Here is a 21,608-nt window from a genome sequence, read left to right as displayed (position 1 = left end):
CATTAGATGCTTTTTTGTAGAAAAAATTATATAAACGATTATCATGTATATTTTAAGAGGGAAACGGAAATATCATCTTTATATCAAGATAAAATGAATAATCGTAAAGGTAATCGATAGCTGTTTGGATCTATTCTTTGTATCTTTAAATTATATTTTTCCTTTATTTAAGACAATTTGAAAAGGACAAAGAAGATGATATCTATGAATAGAATTGCTATAAATGTCCTACACTATTGGCAGGTCTGAGCCTTCTTTAAACGTTTCACGTAAAAGAGATAGTTCAAATCACTCGTTTTTGAATGGATAATATCCTGTTCACAATCAGAACAAATAAAAGAATGATATAAATGTATTCCCTTTAATTTATGATGACCACAAATTAAACATTTTTCCTCTAGCTGTGTTTGCTGCGTTTTTTTAAAAGAAAAATTCAAAACCTCCACCTCCATAGGACCATTTTATCCATATATAACCGCTAGTATACAAAATTCAGAAAATTTCAAGTGAATGTGATATCTTTATAGATAAACTTATTTAGAATAGAACATAGACACATTAGATATTGCATGTAATCTGAAAAACGCCATTCAATCGAGGATATAATAAAACTCTATTGAAAAGAGATATTGTTTCACATGGAACGAATGGTAAAATAAAAAAAGTCATAAAGAAGAAAAGGTGAAGATTTTGCAAAAAGAAACTCCCTTATATACAAAGCTACTTCATTTTCAGCAACAAAAAAGTATTTCTTTTCATGTACCAGGCCATAAAAATGGAATGCTGTTATCTTCTCATGTGAATGAATTAAAACAGAATATATTTCGTTTTGATCTAACGGAACTTACTGATTTAGATGACCTTCACTCGCCAGAAGGAGTAATTATGCATGCGGAAAAATTATTGACTCAACTATATAAAACAAAGAGCAGTTATTTTTTAATAAATGGATCAACCGTTGGGAATTTAGCGATGATCTTAGCAGCAGTTGAGGATGGACAAGGAGTATTTGTTCAACGGAATAGTCATAAATCGATCATGAACGGAATACGTTTGGCTAAAGCAAAACCTATTTTTCTGACTCCAGAATATGATTCAGAATGGGGGATAGCAGGTGCAATTTCTATTGAAACATTCAAAAAAGCAATTCATTTATATCCGAATGTAAACGTGTTAATTATAACTTCTCCAAATTATTATGGAATGGCAGGAGATGTAAAAGGGCTTATTCAATTAGCACATAAACATGGAATAACAATATTAGTGGATGAAGCTCATGGCGCTCATTTTATTGGATCTGATTATTTTCCAGCATCAGCAGTAGAATTGGGGGCAGATATTGTTATACAATCGGCACATAAAACATTGCCTGCTTTAACAATGGGAGCTTATTTACATTTCAATAGTAAAAAGGTTAAGAAAGAAAGAGTAGAGCATTACTTGTCTATCCTCCAATCGAGCAGTCCCTCTTATCCAATAATGGCTTCTTTGGATTTGGCAAGAAGCTATTTAGGAACATTTACAGAAGAGGATGGAGAATATCTCATAGAAAAAATCAATAAATTTCGCGCTGAGCTAGGCAGAATAAAACAAATTAAAGTTCTATCTTATGGAGAGGGGAATGGAGATCCTTTAAAAATCACCATTCAGTCAACAAGCTCTTTAAGCGGTTTTGAACTTCAGAAATTATTGGAAAAAGAAGGCGTTTTTTCAGAATTAGCGGATACAGCTAATGTATTGCTCATCTTTCCATTGCTTAAAACGGGAATAGACTATCCTTTGCAGCAGGTTATTGAAAATATAAAAAAAGCATTAAAACACATCGCTCCTAATCATCGAAATGGGGAAGAGAAAGGACTATCTATAAATATTGAGACTTATATAGTAGAATTAAAGCTTAGTGATAAAGAACAAGCTGAACGGAAGAAAAGACAGATAAGTTTAGATAGTGCTTTACACAATATTAGCGCAGAGACTGTTATTCCATATCCTCCAGGCATTCCTCTATTACTGCCTGGGGAAGAAATAACTTTCTATCATATTAAACAGTTAAAAAAATTAGTAGAAAACGGTGCAAAGTTTCAAGGAAATCCCTCCATTTACAAGGGTGAAATTACTGTTTTTATTAGATAACATAAGCTAGCAGGAGGAAATATTTTATGAAAGATGGACTTTTTATTACTTTGGAGGGGCCAGAAGGAGCTGGAAAAACATCCATATTAGAAATGTTAGCGGAACACTATAAAAAAAGTGGCATGAAAGTGTTAAAAACAAGAGAACCAGGCGGAATCAAAATTGCTGAAAAAATTAGAAACATTATATTAGATCCTGATCATACAGAAATGGATGCAAGAACAGAGGCATTATTATATGCTTCTGCAAGAAGGCAGCATTTAGTAGAAAAAGTTATGCCGGCTTTAAAAGAAGGATATATTGTTCTATGTGACCGTTTTATTGACAGCTCACTCGCTTATCAAGGATATGCAAGAGGCTTGGGGATTGATGAGGTGTTAAATATCAATGAGTTCGCTATAAACGGCTTAATGCCTAATGCTACCATTTATTTTGATATAGATCCAAAGTTAGGGCTAGAAAGGATTAATAAAACAAAGGAGAGAGAAATAAATCGTTTAGATTTAGAAGAGCTAGAGTTTCATGAGCGTGTTCAGGAAGGCTACTACCAAGTAATGAAGAAATTTCCTAATAGAATGATGAGGATAGATGCCTCTCAACCGATATTAAAAGTTTTTCAACAAGCAGAAAAGGTCTTAAATAGACTTTTATTATAGACAAGTATAGTTGCGTGTTTTGTGACGAATATAAAACTGCAAACTTCTGCTAGAGCCACTATGTTTGTTTTTCGAGCGTAGATATTCTACCAGCGATTTGCTGAAAAACAATAAAGAAGGAAGTAAATTTCCTTTTTTGAAAAAGAACTCCAAATCATCTATAATGCATGTTTTCTTATATGATTTATTGCTATAATAGAAGGAAGCATTTAATCGGAAAATACATTGTAAAGGATGAAAAAAATGAAATTAATTTTAACTGTAATTCAAGATAAAGATAGCAATAAGTTATTAAATGCATTAGTTGAACATAATTTTAGAGCGACAAAATTAGCTAGTACGGGTGGATTTTTGAAATCTGGCAATACAACATTTATGATTGGTACAGAAGATATTCGCGTTGAAAAATGCATGGAAATTATTAAAGAAAATTGTCAATCCAGGGATCAGTTGGTAGCCCCTGTTTCTCCAATGGGCGGCAATGCTGATTCTTATGTTCCTTATCCAGTGGAAGTAGAAGTAGGAGGGGCAACTGTCTTTGTACTTCCTGTTGAGCAATTTAAACAGTTTTAAAAATTAAAGTGCTGATTTTTAAAACTATATTCACATATTAAATTTAGTAATGCTTCTTATCGGAGGAAGTAAATGAAGATTAATAAGGATATTCGCTTTACAGCTGAAGGAACAAGACAAGATGTAAAGAACGGAAATATAGATGAAAAGTTTCAAGATCTTGTTATTAGACAAAATGAAAAGCTGCAGACAGCTCAATTAAGCATATTAATAAAAAATATAGATGATGCCGGAAATAGGTTAGGCAGATCACAGACGATTAAAGACTTAACAAAATTCAAATCGCTTGTAAAACAATTTGTTAAAGAGGCAGTGGGATACGGGCTAAAATTAAAAAAAGATGAATCTTGGGATCAATTTGGACAAGGAAGAGATCTGAAAGTCGTACAGGTTATTGATGAGAAGTTAATTGAGCTTACAGAAGAGGTTATGAATAAAGAAAAAAGCGGTTTAACAATCCTTGATAAAGTTGGTGAAATTAAAGGAATGTTAATCAATTTATATACGTAAGTGAGTGATTGGCTTGACAGAAACATGGGACCAACTTGAACAGTCACAGCCCATTGTATTAAAAATGCTAAAAAACAGCCTGAAAAAGAATCGGCTTGCACATGCTTATCTTTTTGAAGGAATGAAAGGCACCGGCAAAAAAGATATCAGCATACTATTGGCAAAAAGTGTTTTATGTGAGAATTTACTAGAAGGATATGTTCCATGTGAAACATGTTCGAACTGCAAAAGAATCATGCATGGAAATCATCCGGATATTCATATAGTAGAACCAGAAGGGCTATCCATAAAGAAACATCAAATTCAAAGCTTGCAAGAAGAATTCGCCAAAACGGGAGTAGAATCAAAAAGGAAAATGTACATTGTTAGTCATGCAGATAAAATGACTAACAATGCAGCAAATAGTTTATTAAAATTTTTAGAAGAACCAAATGCGGAAACGATAGCTATATTATTAACTGAACAGATACAACAAATTATTCCAACTATTTTGTCCAGATGCCAAGTATTGTCATTTACTCCTTTATCCCCTTCAAAATTAGTAGAACAACTTATGATTAAAGGCATAAAAAATAATGAAGCACCAAAACTTGCCCAACTTACCAATAATTACGAAGAAGCACTACTCTTAAGTTCTGATGAATGGTTTGTACAAGCACAAAAAATAGTGGTAAAATTATATGAGACTCTTAAAGGAAATTCTTTAGAGGCATTAGTAGCTCTTCAAAGAGATTGGTTTATTCATTTTAGAGAAAAAGACCAATATGACAGAGGATTGGATTTATTGCTGCTACTATACAAGGATTTATTATATATACAGCTTGGCAAGCAAGACAAAATTGTTCATATAAACGAAAAAGAACTATTGGAAGCTTCTGCTTTAAGGTTATCTAATCATCGTTTAACCGAACAAATATCAGCTATTTTTGAAGCAAAGCGTAAGCTGCAAGGTAATATGAATCCACAGTTATTGATGGAGCAGCTTGTGCTAAGGCTGCAGGAGGGATCTTCAGTTGTATGATGTTGTAGGAATCCGCTTTAAAAAAGCTGGAAAAATATATTATTTTGATCCGAATGAGATAATCATTCAAAAAGGGGATTTTGTTATCGTTGAAACAGTCCGTGGAGTTGAGTATGGGAAAGTCGTGATAGCTCCAAAGAAGGTTGACGAAAATGACGTAGTACTTCCACTTAAAAAAGTATTAAGGATTGCGGATCAAAAAGACCAAATGATTGTGGACGAGAATAGAAGCGCAGCAAAAGAAGCATATGAGGTTTGTTGTGAAAAAGTAAATCTGCATAATTTGGACATGAAGTTAGTAGATGTAGAGTATACGTTTGATCGAAATAAAGTGATTTTCTATTTTACAGCAGATGGCCGTGTGGATTTTCGTGAATTAGTAAAGGATTTAGCTGCAATTTTTAGAACAAGAATAGAATTACGGCAAATCGGCGTTCGAGATGAGGCAAAAATGTTAGGTGGAATTGGACCATGTGGAAGGATGCTTTGCTGCTCTACCTTCTTAGGAGATTTTGAGCCGGTTTCTATAAAAATGGCAAAAGACCAAAACCTTTCTTTAAATCCTACAAAAATTTCGGGCCTTTGCGGCAGATTAATGTGCTGTTTAAAATATGAAAATGATGAGTACGAATCTGCTAAAGAACAGCTTCCAGATTTGGGAGAGTGGATTGATACTCCTCAAGGAAAGGGAAAAGTAGTAGGTTTAAATATTTTAGAACGTTTACTCCAAGTGGAAATTTCTGAACAAGAACGAGTGCTTGAATATACATTGGAAGAAATACTGCAAGAAGATGCTGTTTCAGTTCAATCCACAGATTAATGAGGTGGAAGAGTGGATAAAAAAGAAGTTTTTGATTCAGTAATTAATATGGAAAGCCAAATAGGGAATTTGTATCAACAATTAGGTGAGTTAAAGCAGCATGTTGCGGAACTAATTGAGGAGAACAATACATTAAAGCTGGAAAATGAGAATTTAAGAAGACATTTAGAAAGACAGGCGAATGGAAAAGAAAAAAATAAAGAAATGAATAAAAAGAAAAATCCTAAATCTAATAATCAAATAGAAGAAAGAAATATAGATGTGGGTGAAGGATATGATAACCTTGCAAGATTATACCAAGAAGGTTTTCATATATGTAATCTTCATTTCGGAAGTCCAAGAAAAGATGGAGATTGTTTATTCTGTTTATCATTTCTTAATAAAAAGTAACCCTGTCTATTGATTATATATTCGACTACATGAAAAATAGAAATGCTTCATCTGTAAATTGGACCTTCCTTTATAATAGGAAGGTTTCCGTTTGCATATCATCTATCTTTTATTTTTTAGGCTGTTTTCTAAAAGTTTGTAGCTTTTTAATAAGTTGAAAGAACCTTTTAGAATGACGGAGCAGCCTGAATACACGTAGACTCTCAGCACGGATTAGCGAGACAGGAGAGAAGAAAGCAGGAGTGAAACGACAAAGCGGATCAGGCGTAGCCCCGCGGAAAGCCAAGTGTACTCAGGCTGTGGGTTATATAACAACACTCTATACGAAAAGAGCCACTTTTTAAAACGAGAAAATTAAACAAATTGTATTGTTAAGGCTAGAATAATAATATCAAAGGTCGAGTACCACAAGCAGTAAAGCAGTAAAAAAGTAAATGTTTTGGAACCTTCCTTTATAAATAGGAAGGTTTTTTTATAGGATGGAGGCAGCTAAATTGGTTAATTTAATAGGAGATGAAAGACTTGACTACTTATTAGCGGAAAAGTTGAAAATTATTCAAAGTCCCACTGTATTTTCCTTTTCCCTTGATGCCGTTCTCTTGGCAAACTTTGTATCAGTGCCAATGAAAAAAGGCAAGCTGGTAGATCTTTGTAGTGGAAATGGAGTAATTCCTCTATTTTTGTCGCTTAGAACAAAGGGGACAATAATTGGAGTGGAGATTCAAGAACGATTATATGATATGGCAAACCGAAGCATCCTTTATAATAATCTTCAAGATAGAATAAAGATGATCCATAGAGATATTAAAGATGCTCCTGCTGAATTAGGTTATGAAAAATATGACGTTATTACATGTAATCCACCTTATTTTCAAACAGATTCATTAGAAGAAATCAATGGAAACGAGCATCTTGCTATTGCAAGACATGAGTTATTATGTACTTTAGAGGATACTATCCGTATATCTAGCCAATTAGCGAAACAAGGCGGAAAAGTAGCTTTTGTGCATAGACCGGGAAGGCTGCTTGATATGATCACTTTAATGAGACAATACCGATTAGAGCCTAAACGAATTCGATTTGTATATCCAAAACAGGGTAAAGAAGCGAATGTACTGTTAGTAGAAGCGATTAAAGATGGAAAACCTGATTTGAAAATACTTCCTCCATTATATGTGTATCAAGACACAAATGAATATACAGAAGAAATGAGTCACATTTTATATGGAAAAAATTAATCATTATTTTTATGTCCTGGAATGCAGAGATGGAACCTTATATGCAGGGTATACAAATGATTTAGAAAAAAGAGTGAACACACATAATAAAGGTAAAGGAGCTAAATATACAAGAGGACGGCTTCCTGTTGCTTTATTATATTATGAAGCTTTTTCAACTAAGTCTGAAGCATTAAAAGCAGAATGCGGATTTAAAAAGATGGATCGGAAAAATAAAGAGAATTATTTAAATAAGAAAGCAGGTGAAGGATTTGTGGCAACAAAAAAGCTTTAAAGAAATGGTGGGAAGTTTATACTTAATTCCAACGCCGATTGGAAATTTGGAAGATATGAGCTTTAGGGCTGTAAGAATATTAAAAGAAGCAGATCTTATAGCTGCAGAAGATACAAGGAATACAAAAAAACTATGTAATTATTTTGAAATAACAACGCCAATTGTAAGTTATCATGAGCACAATAAAGAAACAAGCGGCCAAAAATTAATGCAAGCAATACAAGAAGGAAAGATAGTTGCTTTAGTGAGTGATGCAGGCATGCCAACTATTGCAGATCCAGGCTATGAACTAGTAGTCTCCGCAGTAAAAGAGAAATTACCGGTTATACCATTGCCAGGAGCAAATGCAGCATTAACTGCACTTATTGCGTCTGGATTGCCGACGCATCCTTTTTTCTTTTATGGGTTTCTTAATAGACAAAAAAAAGAAAAGAAAAAGGAATTATTATCTCTGAAAGAGATTCAAGGCACTATTCTATTATATGAATCCCCACACCGTTTAAAAGAAACGTTATTGTTTATACATGAAGTATTAGGAAACAGAAATATATCTCTTTGTCGGGAACTGACTAAAATATATGAAGAGTTTATTAGAGGCACCGTGACTGAAGTAATAGAATGGGCGGAAAAAGACGAAATACGGGGTGAATTTTGTATTGTAATAGAAAAAGGAGAGTGGCAGGAGCCAGAAACAAAATGGTGGACTGAACTTTCTGTAGTAGAGCATGTTGAACAGTATATAAGCAAAGAAGGATATACAACAAAAGAAGCCATAAAACAAACAGCTGTAGACAGAGAAATGCAAAAACGGGAAGTCTACCAGCAATATCATATAAAAGAATAATAAGATCAGCATAAAGTGAACCTTTCCATCCGTGGGGGTCTTACTGTCCGTTAAGAGTGGGATAAAAGAAAAAATGTATGGAACGATAGCTTAATGCTAAATTCCATACATTTTTTATACTATATAAAATCAAATGAAAGCTAGATTATTTAGATACTTCAAATGAACTTTTAATCTCATTTAATAGTTGCTCTGCACCTTCACGGCTTAGGATTAATTTACCACCAGCTAAAGTTAGATTACTATCAGAAACTTCACCAGTTACTTGACAAGTCATATTAGGCTTATATTTTTTTAAGATGATTTTTTCATCATCTACGTAGATTTCTAATGCGTCTTTTTCAGCAATTCCTAATGTGCGTCTTAATTCGATTGGAATAACCACACGTCCCAATTCATCAACTTTACGAACAATACCTGTAGATTTCATTCCTTTTCTCCTCCCAATTAGTTATTATTTATCTTTTTTCGCTAATATTCGACAAATTTCTTTGTTGTCTATATAATACCAGCCATTCCCATAATCGTCAATTATTTTATTTTAGAAATATTTGAGAATAAATAAATGTTTATTTTTCAATGTTTTAAGGGTATTAGTTTCCATTATTTTGAATATGTGAATACTTATATAAAAATAAAATGATAAAATTAATCAGCATATTAATTGTTTTTTTTCGACAAAATTCTACATGAACAGAGTTTTTGTCCTTTTATAGAAGATCGAGCAAAGGTATAAAAGAAAATCTTCATCTTGTTGCAGAAAGTGCATTTTTTATGTATATTTTGAGGGTGTAAACGGCAAAAATGGCAATATTTAATGAATCTTTTAATAATAATGAGAAAATAAGAAATTGTTGTTTTGGAATTCGAAAAAATATTGATACAATAAGAATTACATGAAACAATTTGTTTTCTATTCATGTAATTTACATAAAATATTGTGTTATTTTCTGGAGGGATAAAAATGAAAGATCAAAACAAAACTTTCTATATAACAACCCCTATCTATTATCCGAGCGGGAATTTACATATAGGGCACGCATATACGACAGTAGCAGGGGATGCAATGGCTCGATATAAACGTATGAGAGGGTTTGATGTTCGATATTTAACTGGTACAGACGAACATGGACAAAAAATTCAACGCAAAGCAGAAGAAGCAGGCATTACGCCACTAGAATATGTGGATGAAATAGTTGCAGGAATAAAAAAACTATGGGATAAACTAGACATTTCGTATGATGATTTTATTCGTACTACTGAGAAAAGACATACAGAAGTTGTTAGTAAAATGTTTCAACAATTAGTGGATCAAGGAGATATTTATTTAGATGAATATCAAGGCTGGTATTCTGTATCTGATGAAACTTATTACACGGAATTACAGTTAGTTGATCCTGAATATGACGAAGCTGGTAAAATTGTCGGCGGCAAAAGCCCAGATAGTGGACACCCTGTTGAATTGGTTAAAGAAGAATCATATTTTTTCAGAATGAGTAAATACGCAGATCGCCTATTAGAGTTCTATGATCAAAATCCTGGATTCATTCAGCCAGAATCCCGCAAAAATGAAATGATCAATAATTTTATTAAGCCTGGTTTAGAAGATCTTGCTGTATCAAGAACAACATTCGATTGGGGAATAAAAGTACCAGGAGATCCAAAACATGTTGTATATGTGTGGATTGATGCATTGTCTAATTATATCACAGCATTAGGGTATGGTACAGAAGATGATTCTAAATATTCTAAATATTGGCCTGCAGATGTTCATTTAGTTGGTAAAGAAATTGTTCGTTTTCATACTATCTATTGGCCGATTATGCTAATGGCTTTAGATCTGCCACTTCCAAAAAAAGTGTTTGCCCATGGCTGGATTTTGATGAAAGATGGAAAAATGTCAAAATCAAAAGGCAATGTTGTGAATCCAGTAACACTTATCGACCGTTATGGTCTAGATGCATTGCGATATTACTTATTACGAGAAGTGCCATTTGGTTCAGATGGTGTATTTACACCAGAAGGTTTTGTAGAAAGAGTAAATTTTGACTTAGCAAATGACTTAGGAAATTTACTTAATAGAACAGTAGCAATGATTAATAAGTACTTTGATGGTGTTATTCCATTATATAAGGGTTCAGCAGGGATCTTTGAAAAGTCACTTGTAAAAGCTCATGAGGAAACCGTTGAAAAATATGAAGAGCATATGGATAAAATGGAGTTTTCTGTTGTGCTTACAAATCTATGGCAATTAGTGAGCAGGAATAATAAATATATTGATGAGACACAGCCATGGGTATTGGCGAAAGAAGGAAAACAAGAACAATTAGCTGATGTTATGGCACATTTAGCTGAGTCATTAAGAAGAATTGCGATACTATTAAAACCATTTTTAACAAGAACTCCTGATAAAATATTCCAACAGTTGAATATTCAAAACAATGCTTTAAAATCATGGGAAAGTTTAGAAGTATTTGGAGGTATTCCAACAGAAACGAAAGTGGAAAAGGGAGAACCTATTTTCCCACGGTTAGATATGAAAGAAGAAGTGGAATTTATTAAAGTAGAAATGCAGGGTCCTGCTAAAGAAGAACAAGCGCCTAAAGTGCAGGAAGCCCCTGAGACGGAAGAAATAACAATTGATGATTTTATGAAAATAGACCTGCGAGTGGCAAAAGTATTAAAAGTAGAGCCAGTAAAAAAAGCAGATAAACTGTTAAAGCTTCAATTGGATTTAGGATATGAGCAAAGACAAGTAGTCTCTGGGATTGCACAATATTATAAGCCAGAGGAATTAGTAGGAAAACGCGTTATCTGTGTTACCAATTTAAAACCAGTCAAACTAAGAGGAGAACTGTCCCAAGGGATGATACTTGCCGGAAGTCAAGATGGAATTCTTTCAGTAGCATCAGTCGACGAGTCCCTACCACTAGGGTCAAAAGTAAAATAATAAGAAAAGTGGAGGCGACCTGTTTATCGACGGAAGGAGCTGGACTGAATCGAGTGAGATATAGGAGTGTCGAAAGACGGAGTCTTTCGTTCTCGACTTATCGTAAGAAGAAGAGCGAAGGACGGACCTGTGTCCCTTGTTTCAGGAATATAAGTTCTAATAAAAAATGAGAAAACATAGAGGTATCCAGACATTCTTTAGTATGGAATATTTCTATGTTTTTTCTAGATTATTACATTATTTAAATATAATTCACGTCAAAAAATATTTATATTAGAAAGGACTATTTATGTTATTTGATACTCATACACATTTAAATGCAGATCAATTTATGGAAGATATTGAGGAAACGATTCAACGTGCTCTCGATGCAGGACTGGAAAAGATGATTGTTGTGGGATTCGACAGACCGACGATTGAAAGAGCAATGGAACTTGTAGAGAAATACTCATTTCTTTATGCAAGCGTAGGGTGGCATCCAGTAGATGCAATTGATATGACGGAGGATGACCTACTTTGGATAGAAGAGTTGTCAAGCCATCCTAAGGTTGTAGCTATAGGAGAAATGGGGTTAGATTATCATTGGGATAAATCGCCAAAGGATATACAAAAAGAAGTGTTTAGAAGACAAATAAGATTAGCAAAAAAAGTAAGTCTCCCGATTATTATTCATAATAGAGAGGCAACAGCAGATATTGTGAATATATTAAAAGAAGAGGATGCAAAAGAAGTTGGTGGAATTATGCATTGTTATGGTGGAAGTATAGAAACAGCAGAGGAATGTATTAATATGAATTTTTACATTTCCCTAGGAGGAACTGTAACATTTAAAAATGCAAAAAAACCGAAAGAAGTTGCAGCGGCTATTCCTTTGGAAAAACTTTTGATTGAAACTGATTGTCCTTATCTTGCTCCTACACCGTTCAGAGGAAAAAGAAATGAACCAAGCTATGTCAAATTAGTTGCAGAAGAAATTGCAGCAATAAAAGGGATTTCATTTGAGGAAGTTGCAGCAGCAACAACGGAAAATGCCAAAAAATTATTCGGCATATACTGATAAGGAATGGTGTCGAAAAGGAGAAAGGCTTGTCCTTTTTTTAGTTGGTTCTAAAAAGTTCTACAATGCTTTCTTTTCTCATAGAATGATTGTGTCGAGATTTCTTTCTTTCCTTTCGCGAAAGTTTTTTGCATAATAGGATATACGTTCAAAGAAAGTTAATGGGTTGACAGCAGACGCGATACTCTATATAATCACTCCGAGAGAAAAGGAGGCGTTTTTCATCGTATTCACAAACATGAAAAACCTGTTTTCCATATCTCTGAGCAGAAAAAAATGGGCCATTATTATTGCTAGTTTCATAGTTTTTGCAAGTACATTCGGCTTTCTTATATACGAGACTTCCAAAAAAACTGTGGCACTGACATTAGATGGTGAAGAGAAGGTCATCCAAACGCACTCATCCACTATACAAGAAATATTTGATGATCTTGATATTACCGTCCACTCAGAAGATTATGTGTTTCCTTCTTTAGATACAAAGATAAAAGACGATATTAAAGTCGTATGGAAACAAGCGAAACAGGTTGAATTTAGAAAAGACGACGAGAAGAAAACGGTTTGGACAACAGCTGATAATGTTGAAAAGTTTTTAAAAGAACAAAAAGTTTCTTTGAACGAGCATGATCAGATAAACCAAGATAAGAAAAATAGAATAGAAAATGATATGGAAATTGTTGTACATACCGCATTTCCGCTTACACTAGTAGATGCAGGCAAGAAAAGACAACTATGGTCCACTTCGACTACGGTCGCTGACTTTTTAACACAACAAGGAATATCACTTACAAAATTAGACCGAGTTGAACCAGATCTAAACGAAAAAGTGAAAGAAACAGATGTTGTAAATATTACTCGAATAGAAAAGGTCACCGATGTAGTGGAACAACCGATTAATTATGCTGTTGTTACTCAAAAAGATGATACGTTGAAACATGGTGCTGAAAAAATAGTTACTGAAGGCAAAGAAGGATTAGTATCGAAAAAATTTGAGATAACTTTAAAAAACGGCAAAGAAGTTTCCCGCAAGCTGCTCAGTGAAGAAAAAATCAAAGATAAACAGGATAAAGTTATTGCGGTTGGTACAAAAGCAGAAGTTATACAAGTTGCATCCCGTGGAAGCGAATCTGCAGGGACAGATATGTATGTAAATTCAACTGCATATACAGCAAGCTGCAATGGCTGTTCTGGGTATACTGCGACTGGAATCAATTTAAAAGCAAATCCAAATGCAAAAGTAATTGCTGTCGATCCGAACTATATCCCATTAGGTACAAAAGTATATGTTGACGGCTATGGCTATGCTGTAGCTGCTGATACTGGCTCTGCTATTAAAGGAAAGAAAATCGACGTGTTTTTCTCAACAAAAGCGGAAGCTTATCGTTGGGGAGCAAAGCCTGTAAGAATAAAAGTAATTAAATAAATTTTTCTGCAGAGAATGCTATTCTCTGTTTTTTTTTGGTTAAATTCTTCATTTTGTTGAAAATAATTATTTACGCTATAATGAATGGTATAATCTACGTGTTTATTATCTTTCTGTATATATAGACGTTTCATGTTACAAAAATGTTTCATTTTTTTTTCAAATATTTTATTTTTTTTGGAGGCTCCATGAAAATTAAAGAAATAATAGTAGTGGAAGGCAAAGATGATACGATTGCCATTAAACGGGCAGTTGATGCAGATACAATTGAAACGAATGGATCAGCTATTAATAATGAAACACTTGAAAAAATCAAGTTGGCACAATCGATGAGAGGAGTCATTATTTTTACTGATCCTGATTACCCCGGACAAAAAATACGCAATACTATTGTCAAAAATATTCCTGGATGCAAGCATGCCTTTATCACAAAAGACAAGGCATTGCATAAGCATGGAAAAGGGATTGGAGTTGAACATGCTTCTATTGAATCAATCAGGGAAGCTTTAAAAGATGCTCATTTAATGAGGGAAGAAGTGCCGGAGCAAATTACACAAGAAGATTTAATTTGTGCAAATCTTATTGGTGGAGAAGGATCGAAGGAACGGCGTGAGCAGTTGGGAAAATTATTAAAAATTGGCTATACAAATGGAAAACAGCTGCATAAAAGGCTTATGGTTTTCCAAATCACGAAACAAGATTTTGCAGATGCTTTAAAAGCGATGCGCCAGGAGGAAAATGATGTATAAAGATATTGCAACACCTGTTAGAACGAAAGAAATATTAGAGAAATATGGATTTTCTTTTAAAAAAAGTTTAGGGCAAAACTTTTTAATCGATACAAATATATTAAGGAATATTGTAGACCATGCCATGCTTTCTAATGAATCAGGATCCATTGAGGTTGGACCTGGAATTGGAGCATTGACAGAACAACTGGCGAAGCGCAGTAAAAAAGTTGTAGCATTCGAAATTGACCAAAGATTATTGCCGATATTAAGTGAAACACTGGCACCATATGAAAATACAAAAGTAATCCATGAAGATATTTTAAAAGCAAATGTAAAGGAAGTAGTTGAGGAAGAATTCCAAGGAATTTCCGATATTATGCTAGTTGCCAACTTGCCATATTATGTAACTACACCAATTATCATGAAAATATTAGAAGAGAAGCTTCCCCTTAGAGGAATTGTCGTGATGCTTCAGAAGGAAGTGGCTGAGAGGATATCAGCTCAACCAGGAACAAAGGAATATGGTTCCCTTTCCATAGCTATCCAATACTATACGGTTCCTGAAGTTGTAATGATTGTTCCAAAAACGGTGTTTGTACCCCAGCCGAATGTTGATTCTGCTGTTATTAGGCTTACAAAAAGAGAGACTCCTTTAGTTTCTGTTAAAGATGAGGATTTTTTCTTTCGTATAACAAGAGCCAGCTTTGCACAGCGCAGAAAGACCATATTAAACAATTTATCCAGCCAGCTTGAGAATGGCAAACAAAAAAAAGAATTAATAATAGAAGCGCTGCAGCAGTCAGAAATTGATCCTTCTAGAAGAGGAGAGTCTTTATCAATAGAAGAATTTGCGCGGTTAAGCGACGCTTTATATGACATATTTCAATAAATAGTAAAACCTAAACTTCTTTAGTTTGGGTTTTTTATTTGCTTTTTTCCTACCTCAGTCGAAGAGCTGCAGTCCATCTGATTGCTTCCGCTTTATGCTCACATCTTCATGGACTTTTGCATAGTGTATGAAAGATAGGTTAAGAAACAAAAGGTTCTTTAATAGGACCAACTGGAGTGACGACTGTGAGTATGAATACCATGGATATCGTCGGTAGAAAATCATATCAATGTGATATTGTTTTTCGAATTATTGATATTAAAGTAGAAAATGGACAAAAGCTAGCAGTATTATATGGAGAGGATTTTCGGCTTATTGCAGATGCTCCTTATGAAGACTTGGTTAGTATCAATAAACCGATGCAAAGAAAGATATCACAAGAATTTCAGTTTTTAGAAGAGCAATCATTAGAATTATTTCGACAAGATGTTCATTTATTACATCAGAAACAAGAATATGTAGCAACAGACTCCTACAATAAACAGGCAAATTTTTTTCAACTGCCTGGGAGGGTGCTTCATTTAGACGGAGATCCTTCTTATCTGGAGAAATGTTTGACTTTATATGAAAAAATCGGTATACCCGTGACTGGAATACATTGCAATGAAAAAGAAATGCCTAATAAGATTGGCAAATTTATTGAATATTATCGCCCCGATATACTTGTAATTACTGGCCATGATGCCTATTCGAAAGCAATGGGTGGAAAACAGGATATTAATGCCTACCGTCATTCGAAATACTTTGTTCAGACTGTTAGAGAAGCGAGAAAGAAAATTCCTCACTTAGATCAGTTAGTAATATTTGCAGGAGCATGCCAATCTCATTTTGAATCATTAATACATGCTGGAGCAAATTTTGCAAGCTCGCCATCAAGAGTTAATATTCATGCTCTAGATCCAGTTTATATTGTCGCCAAAATAAGTTTTACACCATTTATGGAACGTGTAAATGTTTGGGATGTGCTGAGAAATACTTTAACTGGGGAAAAAGGTCTTGGGGGTCTGGAAACGAAAGGAGTATTGCGAACGGGAATGCCATATAATTTGCATGAAACGGAATAGAGTGATAAATGGCGGAAGAAAACGACTTTGTTTTCTTTCGTTTTTTTTTGAAAGATAAGAAAGTATGAGTTTTCTGAAGTCTGACAAGTGTCTAGCGCAAGCACCCTATCGACTTCAACGCTTCCCTCACCTCGCTTGCGTAGTCAACATCGAATCACTACGTTCTTCGTGTTTCCTTTATCTCTTCAAGGAACACAAAACTAAAACCGCCACGTCCTGTGGCAACGTTTGTGTAATCCACATCCTGTGGACCTCAGCTTATTCTGTCGATGAGAAAGGGCGCTTGAGCTTTTCTTATGTTAGAATTTAAGGAGACAACTGTCTAAGACTACCTTGAAGATAGGGTGTACAAGTGACGGATGCTGCAACTGAAATGTCAGTGAAATACGAATATTTTAGGCTGTTTCTACATTATTTTTCAGAAAGTTGTATTTTCCTACATAAAAAGCAACGATTAGGTAAAGATAAAATTGTTGAAAAATAAGAGAAAAATAAGAATAAAAAATATTGACAACTTCTAAAAAAGACTGTTATAATTTATATTTTTGTTTGACTCTGTTGTGTCAGTGTGATATACTTTACACAGTGAGGTGGACCGAATGGCGAAAACATTATCAGATATAAAAAAAGCTCTTGATTCAAATTTAGGAAAAAGGCTTATGCTAAAAGCCAATGGTGGGCGCCGCAAGACTATAGAGCGTTCTGGGGTATTAGCTGAGACTTATCCATCTGTATTTGTGGTTGAATTAGATCAGGATGAAAATGCATTTGAACGTGTATCGTACAGCTATGCGGATGTTTTAACAGAAACGGTTCAAATTACCTTCTTTGAGGATACATCAGGACAAGTTGCTTTAAGTTAATAGATATCGCTACTGAATTGCAGTGAACAATATGTTTACTGCTTTTTCATTTGGCAAAACAAAGCAGCGGAATCATCCTCCATTTTATATATTAGTGAATTAACTGGTAAGAAATGATACTTATGAAAAAACAATCAAGATATATACTATAAATGCCGTGGATGATGAAAGGAGTGATTCACTTTGGGTAGACGAAAAGGTGTAATGTCTGAAGGATTAAAAGAAGAGTTAGCAAAAGAGTTAGGCTTTTATGATGTTGTTCAAAAAGACGGTTGGGGCGGTATTCGAGCAAGAGATGCTGGAAATATGGTCAAAAGAGCAATTGAAATTGCTGAGCAAAGTCTTCTGAATCAAAAACAATAATAAGTTTTTGCAGCCTTAATTTCATCTTGTTTACACAAATATATCAATATTGATTTATTCACGGTGGTTTATTTTGCGGCTTCACATTTTTATGGTTAGTAAGCGTAGCTTTCGAATCAATAAATAGTGTGAGGCCGCATTTTTATAAAATAAATTTTGCGAAAATATGCTTTTTAAATAAAGTGATAAAAGGATAGAATAATAGGTAAAAAACATTAGTGGAACTGCTATATATTACATATTTTATGGTAAAATCACTATATCCATATAAATGATAGCGCGTCCTTTTTTAAAAAAGATAAGAAAGTAAAAATTTTAACGTTAGATAGGTGTTCAGCTCTGACGGTTAGGAAGTACTAGCGATTTGACATAAGGGTAGAAGGGTCTCCAAGTCAATGGAAGAAGACGGATGGATGTAGCATGGTTTTCTGCTCCTTTAATCTGGTATCGCCTCTTTCCTATCGGCTTTAGGACTTTCTCGCTTGCGTAGTTAACGGCTCCTCGTGTTTCCTTTATCTTCTATGTAAAGCCCAGTCCATTTATAGTAAAACGGCTATTTGCGCTTTTCTTATTTGTGGTAAAATAGGACAAAAAATGGTGATAAAGAAAATGAAGTAGGTGGAAATATTGAAGCTTTTAGTTAAAGCACCAGCTAAGATAAATTTATCTTTAGATGTACTCAACAAAAGGCCGGATGGTTATCATGAAGTAGAGATGATTATGACAACTATTGACTTAGCTGATAGATTAGAGCTTACATTAGAAGATAAGGATGTAATAAAAATTATATCTCTTAATAGGTTTGTTCCAGATGATCAAAGGAATTTAGCCTATCAAGCAGCAAAGGTATTAAAAGATAAATATGATGTTAAAAAAGGTGTAACAATAAGGATTGAAAAAAATATTCCGGTGGCAGCAGGGCTGGCAGGCGGGAGCAGTGACGCAGCAGCTGTTCTACGAGGTTTAAATACACTTTGGGATCTCAAGTTATCGATAGATACATTAGCTGAAATCGGTGCTGAAATTGGTTCAGATGTATCATTTTGTGTTTATGGTGGGACGGCCCTTGCAACTGGAAGGGGAGAGATAATTAAAGAATTGCCAGCTCCGCCAATATGCTGGGTTGTCTTGGCAAAACCTTTTATAGGTGTTTCCACTGCAGATATTTACAAAAGGCTGGATGTATCCAAGATCAAGCATCCAAATACAAAAAAGATGATTCAATCTATATATGATGGTAGTTATCATTATATGTGTCGAAATGTCGGAAATGTCCTAGAAGAAGTTACTTTAAGCCTTTATTCAGAGGTGGCTCAGATTAAGGAGCAAATGAAAAAATTCGGTGCAGATGCAGTGTTGATGAGTGGCAGCGGTCCAACTGTTTTTGGCTTAATGCACCATGATTCTAGAATGAATCGAGTATATAACGGTTTAAGAGGATTTTGCGATCAAGTTTTTGCAGTCCGAATAATAGGCAGTCGACATACCCTTGATTAAACACGTATAATGATATAATATTAACGGTAGAATATTCGGATTTTGGAGGTTCGCAGTATGAAATTTCGTCGTAGTGAGCGCTTAATAGACATGACGAATTATTTGTTAGAGCATCCAAGGCAGCTTGTATCATTATCCTACTTTGCTGAAAGATATGGTTCCGCTAAATCATCTATAAGCGAAGATTTAGCAATCATTAAAGAAACATTTGAGCAAAGAGGGATAGGAATCCTTCAAACTTTGCCTGGAGCAGCTGGTGGAGTTAAATATCAGGCGAAAGTAAGCAGAGAAGAAGCAAAACCTTTTATTGAGGAGCTTTGTGAACTTATTATAAAACCTGACAGACTTTTACCAGGTGGTTATCTATATATGACCGATATATTAGGTGATTCGGCTCTTGTTCAAAAAGTCGGAAAATTATTCGCATCTGCTTTTGCAGATACAAAAATTGATGTAGTAATGACTGTAGCTACAAAAGGTATACCACTAGCATATGCAGTTGCAACTTATTTAAATGTTCCTGTTGTTATGGTAAGAAGGGACAGTAAAGTAACAGAAGGCTCTACAGTTAGTATAAATTATGTGTCTGGCTCCACAAAAAGAATACAAACAATGGTACTTTCCAAAAGAAGTTTGGAGGATGGATCAAAGGTATTGATTGTGGATGACTTTATGAAGGCTGGCGGTACAGTCAATGGTATGATCAGCTTATTGGAAGAGTTTAATGCCGTTGTAGCTGGAATTGCTGTTTTAGTTGAGGCAGAAGAAGCAGAAGAAAGACTTGTAGATGATTACCTATCGCTGGTGAAATTATCCGGTGTTGATGTAAAAGAAAAAAGAATTTCAGTGGAATTAGGAAATTATTTTGATGAAAAATAGTAACTAGGGGGAAAAAAGATGAAAGTAGTACAAACGAATGCTGCACCACAAGCAATAGGACCATATTCTCAAGGTGTTATTGTAAACAATATGTTTTACAGCTCGGGTCAAATTCCATTGACTGCGGAGGGAACATTAGTTGAAGGAGATGTGCAAACACAAACCCATCAAGTATTTGAAAATTTAAGTGCGGTATTGGAAGCAGCAAATGCCTCCTTTGAAACAGTAGTAAAAGCCACTGTTTTTATAAAAAATATGGAAGACTTCGCAGCGATTAATGAAGTATATGGAGAGTATTTCCATAGTCATAAACCAGCACGTTCTTGTGTTGAGGTAGCAAGATTGCCGAAAGATGTATTAGTAGAGATTGAAGTTATTGCACTTTGTAAATAAATAAGAAAATAAATTAGCCAGGCATTAAACAGCCAAAAGTACTTTCTGTGAGGAAAACTTACATAGTTTGTTTAAAACCCTGGTTTTTTTTGTGTGATTTGCTGTTTTTAAATGTAAATAAAAGGTAAATTTAGCGTTTTCATTCTATATTTTAGCATTTTTCATCAATTTGTCCTAAATATTCTAAAAAATTTCACCATTTAAGAAGGAGATAGGAAAGTTCTGTTGAATTAGTTAACTAGATTTTATCTTCTAGTAAAGGTGGTGAACAGAATGGAAGTAACTGACGTAAGGCTGCGCCGAGTTAATACAGATGGACGAATGAGAGCAATTGCCTCCATCACTCTTGATAATGAATTTGTTGTTCACGATATTAGAGTTATAGATGGAAATAATGGATTATTTGTAGCCATGCCTAGCAAGCGAACACCGGATGGAGAGTTCAGAGATATTGCGCATCCAATTAATTCCGGCACAAGAGGTAAAATCCAAGAAGCTGTTTTAGCAGAGTACCACCGTTTAGGTGAATTAGAAGTTGAGTTTGAAGAAGCTGGTGCTTCTTAAAAAATAATTTGCAGCTAGAGCCTACTTCCAATGAGTAAGGCTCTTTTTTTACTGTCTTGGAAATGATAAACGAAATAGAGTTGTGGATAACTTAGCAGTTTGGTTCGCGTCCAGCTCCGACGTATAGGATGTACTAGTGCCGATGTTGCAACAGGACGTGGCGTAGTTAATCGGCCAGTTTGTACGGCGATGATCAAGGCGCTTGCGCTTTTGTTTTTTTTTCCATTCTTTTTCCTTCCGTATCGATATGTCTAAATGATGCAGTTTCCTCCTTTATGATCAAAAAAGCCTTGTCATTTATTAAAAAATGAAGGATGTACTTTCCTATACATGAATAGTCCAGATGCATTTCAAAAAAAAATAAAAAAAGTAAAAGGAGTTAAACCCTTATTTGGCAACCCTTTTTTTCAAGAAACAAGCTGAAAGCATAGAATCATTTCTTGAAATCGAAGACTATTTAAGATAATATTTTTAAT

The 21,608-nt window shown here is 34.4% G+C and carries 24 protein-coding genes; 22 read left to right on the top strand and 2 right to left on the bottom strand.

Going from position 1 to position 21,608, the window contains the following annotated elements:
• Positions 1-233: 233 nt before the first annotated feature.
• Entirely contained in the window at positions 234-452 is a 219-nt protein-coding gene (locus tag ACTYBU_RS21170; protein ID WP_445492843.1) for a sigma factor G inhibitor Gin, read from the bottom strand.
• 229 nt (positions 453-681) lie between these two features.
• On the opposite strand from ACTYBU_RS21170, the gene ACTYBU_RS21165 reads away from it, so the two are divergent.
• The 10 genes from ACTYBU_RS21165 (at position 682) to rsmI (ending at position 8,459) form a co-directional block, all read left to right on the top strand.
• The gene (locus ACTYBU_RS21165) at positions 682-2,133 is read left to right on the top strand and encodes an aminotransferase class I/II-fold pyridoxal phosphate-dependent enzyme (protein ID WP_445492841.1); all 1,452 of its coding nucleotides are present in this window, start codon (positions 682-684) and stop codon (positions 2,131-2,133) included.
• A 26-nt stretch (positions 2,134-2,159) separates the two neighbouring features.
• Positions 2,160-2,789: a dTMP kinase gene (tmk, locus tag ACTYBU_RS21160; RefSeq protein WP_445492839.1), complete on the top strand. Its 630-nt coding sequence runs from the start codon at positions 2,160-2,162 to the stop codon at positions 2,787-2,789.
• A gap of 243 nt (positions 2,790-3,032) precedes the next feature.
• Entirely contained in the window at positions 3,033-3,362 is a 330-nt protein-coding gene (locus tag ACTYBU_RS21155) for a cyclic-di-AMP receptor (RefSeq protein ID WP_443483370.1), read from the top strand.
• 72 nt (positions 3,363-3,434) lie between these two features.
• Positions 3,435-3,872: a YaaR family protein gene (locus tag ACTYBU_RS21150; RefSeq protein ID WP_445492837.1), complete on the top strand. Its 438-nt coding sequence runs from the start codon at positions 3,435-3,437 to the stop codon at positions 3,870-3,872.
• 13 nt (positions 3,873-3,885) lie between these two features.
• Positions 3,886-4,893: a DNA polymerase III subunit delta' gene (holB, locus tag ACTYBU_RS21145; RefSeq protein WP_445492835.1), complete on the top strand. Its 1,008-nt coding sequence runs from the start codon at positions 3,886-3,888 to the stop codon at positions 4,891-4,893.
• Entirely contained in the window at positions 4,886-5,713 is an 828-nt protein-coding gene (locus ACTYBU_RS21140) for a PSP1 domain-containing protein (protein ID WP_445492833.1), read from the top strand. The genes holB and ACTYBU_RS21140 overlap by 8 nt, the downstream gene beginning before the upstream one ends.
• A gap of 12 nt (positions 5,714-5,725) precedes the next feature.
• Positions 5,726-6,103, top strand: coding sequence for a DNA replication initiation control protein YabA (gene yabA / locus ACTYBU_RS21135; protein ID WP_445492831.1), 378 nt, complete (start codon positions 5,726-5,728; stop codon positions 6,101-6,103).
• Between the two features lie 494 nt (positions 6,104-6,597).
• Entirely contained in the window at positions 6,598-7,341 is a 744-nt protein-coding gene (locus ACTYBU_RS21130) for a tRNA1(Val) (adenine(37)-N6)-methyltransferase (protein ID WP_445492829.1), read from the top strand.
• Positions 7,328-7,615 (top strand): GIY-YIG nuclease family protein, encoded by a 288-nt coding sequence (locus ACTYBU_RS21125; protein ID WP_445492827.1) that lies wholly within the window; start codon positions 7,328-7,330, stop codon positions 7,613-7,615. The genes ACTYBU_RS21130 and ACTYBU_RS21125 overlap by 14 nt, the downstream gene beginning before the upstream one ends.
• On the top strand, positions 7,593-8,459 hold the full coding sequence (rsmI, locus tag ACTYBU_RS21120; protein ID WP_445492825.1) for a 16S rRNA (cytidine(1402)-2'-O)-methyltransferase: 867 nt from the start codon (positions 7,593-7,595) through the stop codon (positions 8,457-8,459). Before ACTYBU_RS21125 ends, rsmI begins: the two co-directional genes overlap by 23 nt.
• 145 nt (positions 8,460-8,604) lie before the next feature.
• On the opposite strand, the gene ACTYBU_RS21115 is transcribed toward rsmI, so the two are convergent.
• The gene (locus ACTYBU_RS21115; RefSeq protein ID WP_445492823.1) at positions 8,605-8,889 is read right to left on the bottom strand and encodes an AbrB/MazE/SpoVT family DNA-binding domain-containing protein; all 285 of its coding nucleotides are present in this window, start codon (positions 8,887-8,889) and stop codon (positions 8,605-8,607) included.
• Positions 8,890-9,399: 510 nt separating this feature from the next.
• Between ACTYBU_RS21115 and metG the strand changes: the two genes are divergently transcribed.
• From metG to spoVG, 12 genes are all read left to right on the top strand, one after another.
• Positions 9,400-11,409 carry a methionine--tRNA ligase gene (metG, locus tag ACTYBU_RS21110; RefSeq protein ID WP_445492821.1) on the top strand — a complete coding sequence of 670 codons (2,010 nt, stop codon included), beginning with the start codon at positions 9,400-9,402 and terminating at the stop codon, positions 11,407-11,409.
• 289 nt (positions 11,410-11,698) lie between these two features.
• The gene (locus ACTYBU_RS21105) at positions 11,699-12,466 is read left to right on the top strand and encodes a TatD family hydrolase (protein WP_445492819.1); all 768 of its coding nucleotides are present in this window, start codon (positions 11,699-11,701) and stop codon (positions 12,464-12,466) included.
• 238 nt (positions 12,467-12,704) lie between these two features.
• Positions 12,705-13,889 (top strand): ubiquitin-like domain-containing protein, encoded by a 1,185-nt coding sequence (locus ACTYBU_RS21100; RefSeq protein ID WP_445492817.1) that lies wholly within the window; start codon positions 12,705-12,707, stop codon positions 13,887-13,889.
• A 188-nt stretch (positions 13,890-14,077) separates the two neighbouring features.
• The gene (gene rnmV, locus ACTYBU_RS21095) at positions 14,078-14,638 is read left to right on the top strand and encodes a ribonuclease M5 (protein WP_445492815.1); all 561 of its coding nucleotides are present in this window, start codon (positions 14,078-14,080) and stop codon (positions 14,636-14,638) included.
• A complete protein-coding gene (rsmA, locus tag ACTYBU_RS21090) occupies positions 14,631-15,509 on the top strand; it encodes a 16S rRNA (adenine(1518)-N(6)/adenine(1519)-N(6))-dimethyltransferase RsmA (protein ID WP_445492813.1) in 879 nt (292 codons plus the stop codon). Before rnmV ends, rsmA begins: the two co-directional genes overlap by 8 nt.
• 191 nt (positions 15,510-15,700) lie before the next feature.
• Complete coding sequence (gene yabG / locus ACTYBU_RS21085) at positions 15,701-16,573, top strand: sporulation peptidase YabG (RefSeq protein ID WP_445492851.1); 873 nt, start codon at positions 15,701-15,703, stop codon at positions 16,571-16,573.
• A gap of 599 nt (positions 16,574-17,172) precedes the next feature.
• A complete protein-coding gene (gene veg / locus ACTYBU_RS21080; protein WP_031537121.1) occupies positions 17,173-17,436 on the top strand; it encodes a biofilm formation stimulator Veg in 264 nt (87 codons plus the stop codon).
• Positions 17,437-17,619: 183 nt separating this feature from the next.
• The gene (locus ACTYBU_RS21075) at positions 17,620-17,799 is read left to right on the top strand and encodes a small, acid-soluble spore protein, alpha/beta type (protein ID WP_445492811.1); all 180 of its coding nucleotides are present in this window, start codon (positions 17,620-17,622) and stop codon (positions 17,797-17,799) included.
• Between the two features lie 627 nt (positions 17,800-18,426).
• On the top strand, positions 18,427-19,296 hold the full coding sequence (ispE, locus tag ACTYBU_RS21070) for a 4-(cytidine 5'-diphospho)-2-C-methyl-D-erythritol kinase (RefSeq protein ID WP_445492809.1): 870 nt from the start codon (positions 18,427-18,429) through the stop codon (positions 19,294-19,296).
• Between the two features lie 57 nt (positions 19,297-19,353).
• A complete protein-coding gene (gene purR, locus ACTYBU_RS21065) occupies positions 19,354-20,175 on the top strand; it encodes a pur operon repressor (protein ID WP_445492807.1) in 822 nt (273 codons plus the stop codon).
• Between the two features lie 18 nt (positions 20,176-20,193).
• On the top strand, positions 20,194-20,568 hold the full coding sequence (locus ACTYBU_RS21060) for a RidA family protein (protein WP_445492805.1): 375 nt from the start codon (positions 20,194-20,196) through the stop codon (positions 20,566-20,568).
• Between the two features lie 273 nt (positions 20,569-20,841).
• Entirely contained in the window at positions 20,842-21,132 is a 291-nt protein-coding gene (gene spoVG, locus ACTYBU_RS21055; RefSeq protein WP_003347151.1) for a septation regulator SpoVG, read from the top strand.
• The last annotated feature ends 476 nt before the right edge of the window (positions 21,133-21,608 follow it).

It is taken from the genome of Niallia sp. 03133, from assembly GCF_052663225.1.
Note: the sequence above shows the minus strand (reverse complement) of the source record. Positions and strands in the feature narration are given on the sequence as shown.

Excerpts from the sequence above, each read along its gene's own strand:
- ACTYBU_RS21150 (WP_445492837.1), top strand. The coding sequence starts at position 3,435 with ATGAAGATTAATAAGGATATTCGCTTTACAGCTGAAGGAACAAGACAA.
- ACTYBU_RS21100 (WP_445492817.1), top strand. The coding sequence starts at position 12,705 with ATGAAAAACCTGTTTTCCATATCTCTGAGCAGAAAAAAATGGGCCATT.
- spoVG (WP_003347151.1), top strand. The coding sequence starts at position 20,842 with ATGGAAGTAACTGACGTAAGGCTGCGCCGAGTTAATACAGATGGACGA.
- rnmV (WP_445492815.1), top strand. The coding sequence starts at position 14,078 with ATGAAAATTAAAGAAATAATAGTAGTGGAAGGCAAAGATGATACGATT.
- purR (WP_445492807.1), top strand. The coding sequence starts at position 19,354 with ATGAAATTTCGTCGTAGTGAGCGCTTAATAGACATGACGAATTATTTG.
- veg (WP_031537121.1), top strand. The coding sequence starts at position 17,173 with ATGGCGAAAACATTATCAGATATAAAAAAAGCTCTTGATTCAAATTTA.
- ACTYBU_RS21060 (WP_445492805.1), top strand. The coding sequence starts at position 20,194 with ATGAAAGTAGTACAAACGAATGCTGCACCACAAGCAATAGGACCATAT.
- ACTYBU_RS21105 (WP_445492819.1), top strand. The coding sequence starts at position 11,699 with ATGTTATTTGATACTCATACACATTTAAATGCAGATCAATTTATGGAA.
- ACTYBU_RS21155 (WP_443483370.1), top strand. The coding sequence starts at position 3,033 with ATGAAATTAATTTTAACTGTAATTCAAGATAAAGATAGCAATAAGTTA.
- ACTYBU_RS21170 (WP_445492843.1), bottom strand. The coding sequence starts at position 452 with ATGGAGGTGGAGGTTTTGAATTTTTCTTTTAAAAAAACGCAGCAAACA.
- tmk (WP_445492839.1), top strand. The coding sequence starts at position 2,160 with ATGAAAGATGGACTTTTTATTACTTTGGAGGGGCCAGAAGGAGCTGGA.
- ACTYBU_RS21125 (WP_445492827.1), top strand. The coding sequence starts at position 7,328 with ATGGAAAAAATTAATCATTATTTTTATGTCCTGGAATGCAGAGATGGA.
- rsmA (WP_445492813.1), top strand. The coding sequence starts at position 14,631 with ATGTATAAAGATATTGCAACACCTGTTAGAACGAAAGAAATATTAGAG.
- yabG (WP_445492851.1), top strand. The coding sequence starts at position 15,701 with ATGAATACCATGGATATCGTCGGTAGAAAATCATATCAATGTGATATT.
- ACTYBU_RS21115 (WP_445492823.1), bottom strand. The coding sequence starts at position 8,889 with ATGAAATCTACAGGTATTGTTCGTAAAGTTGATGAATTGGGACGTGTG.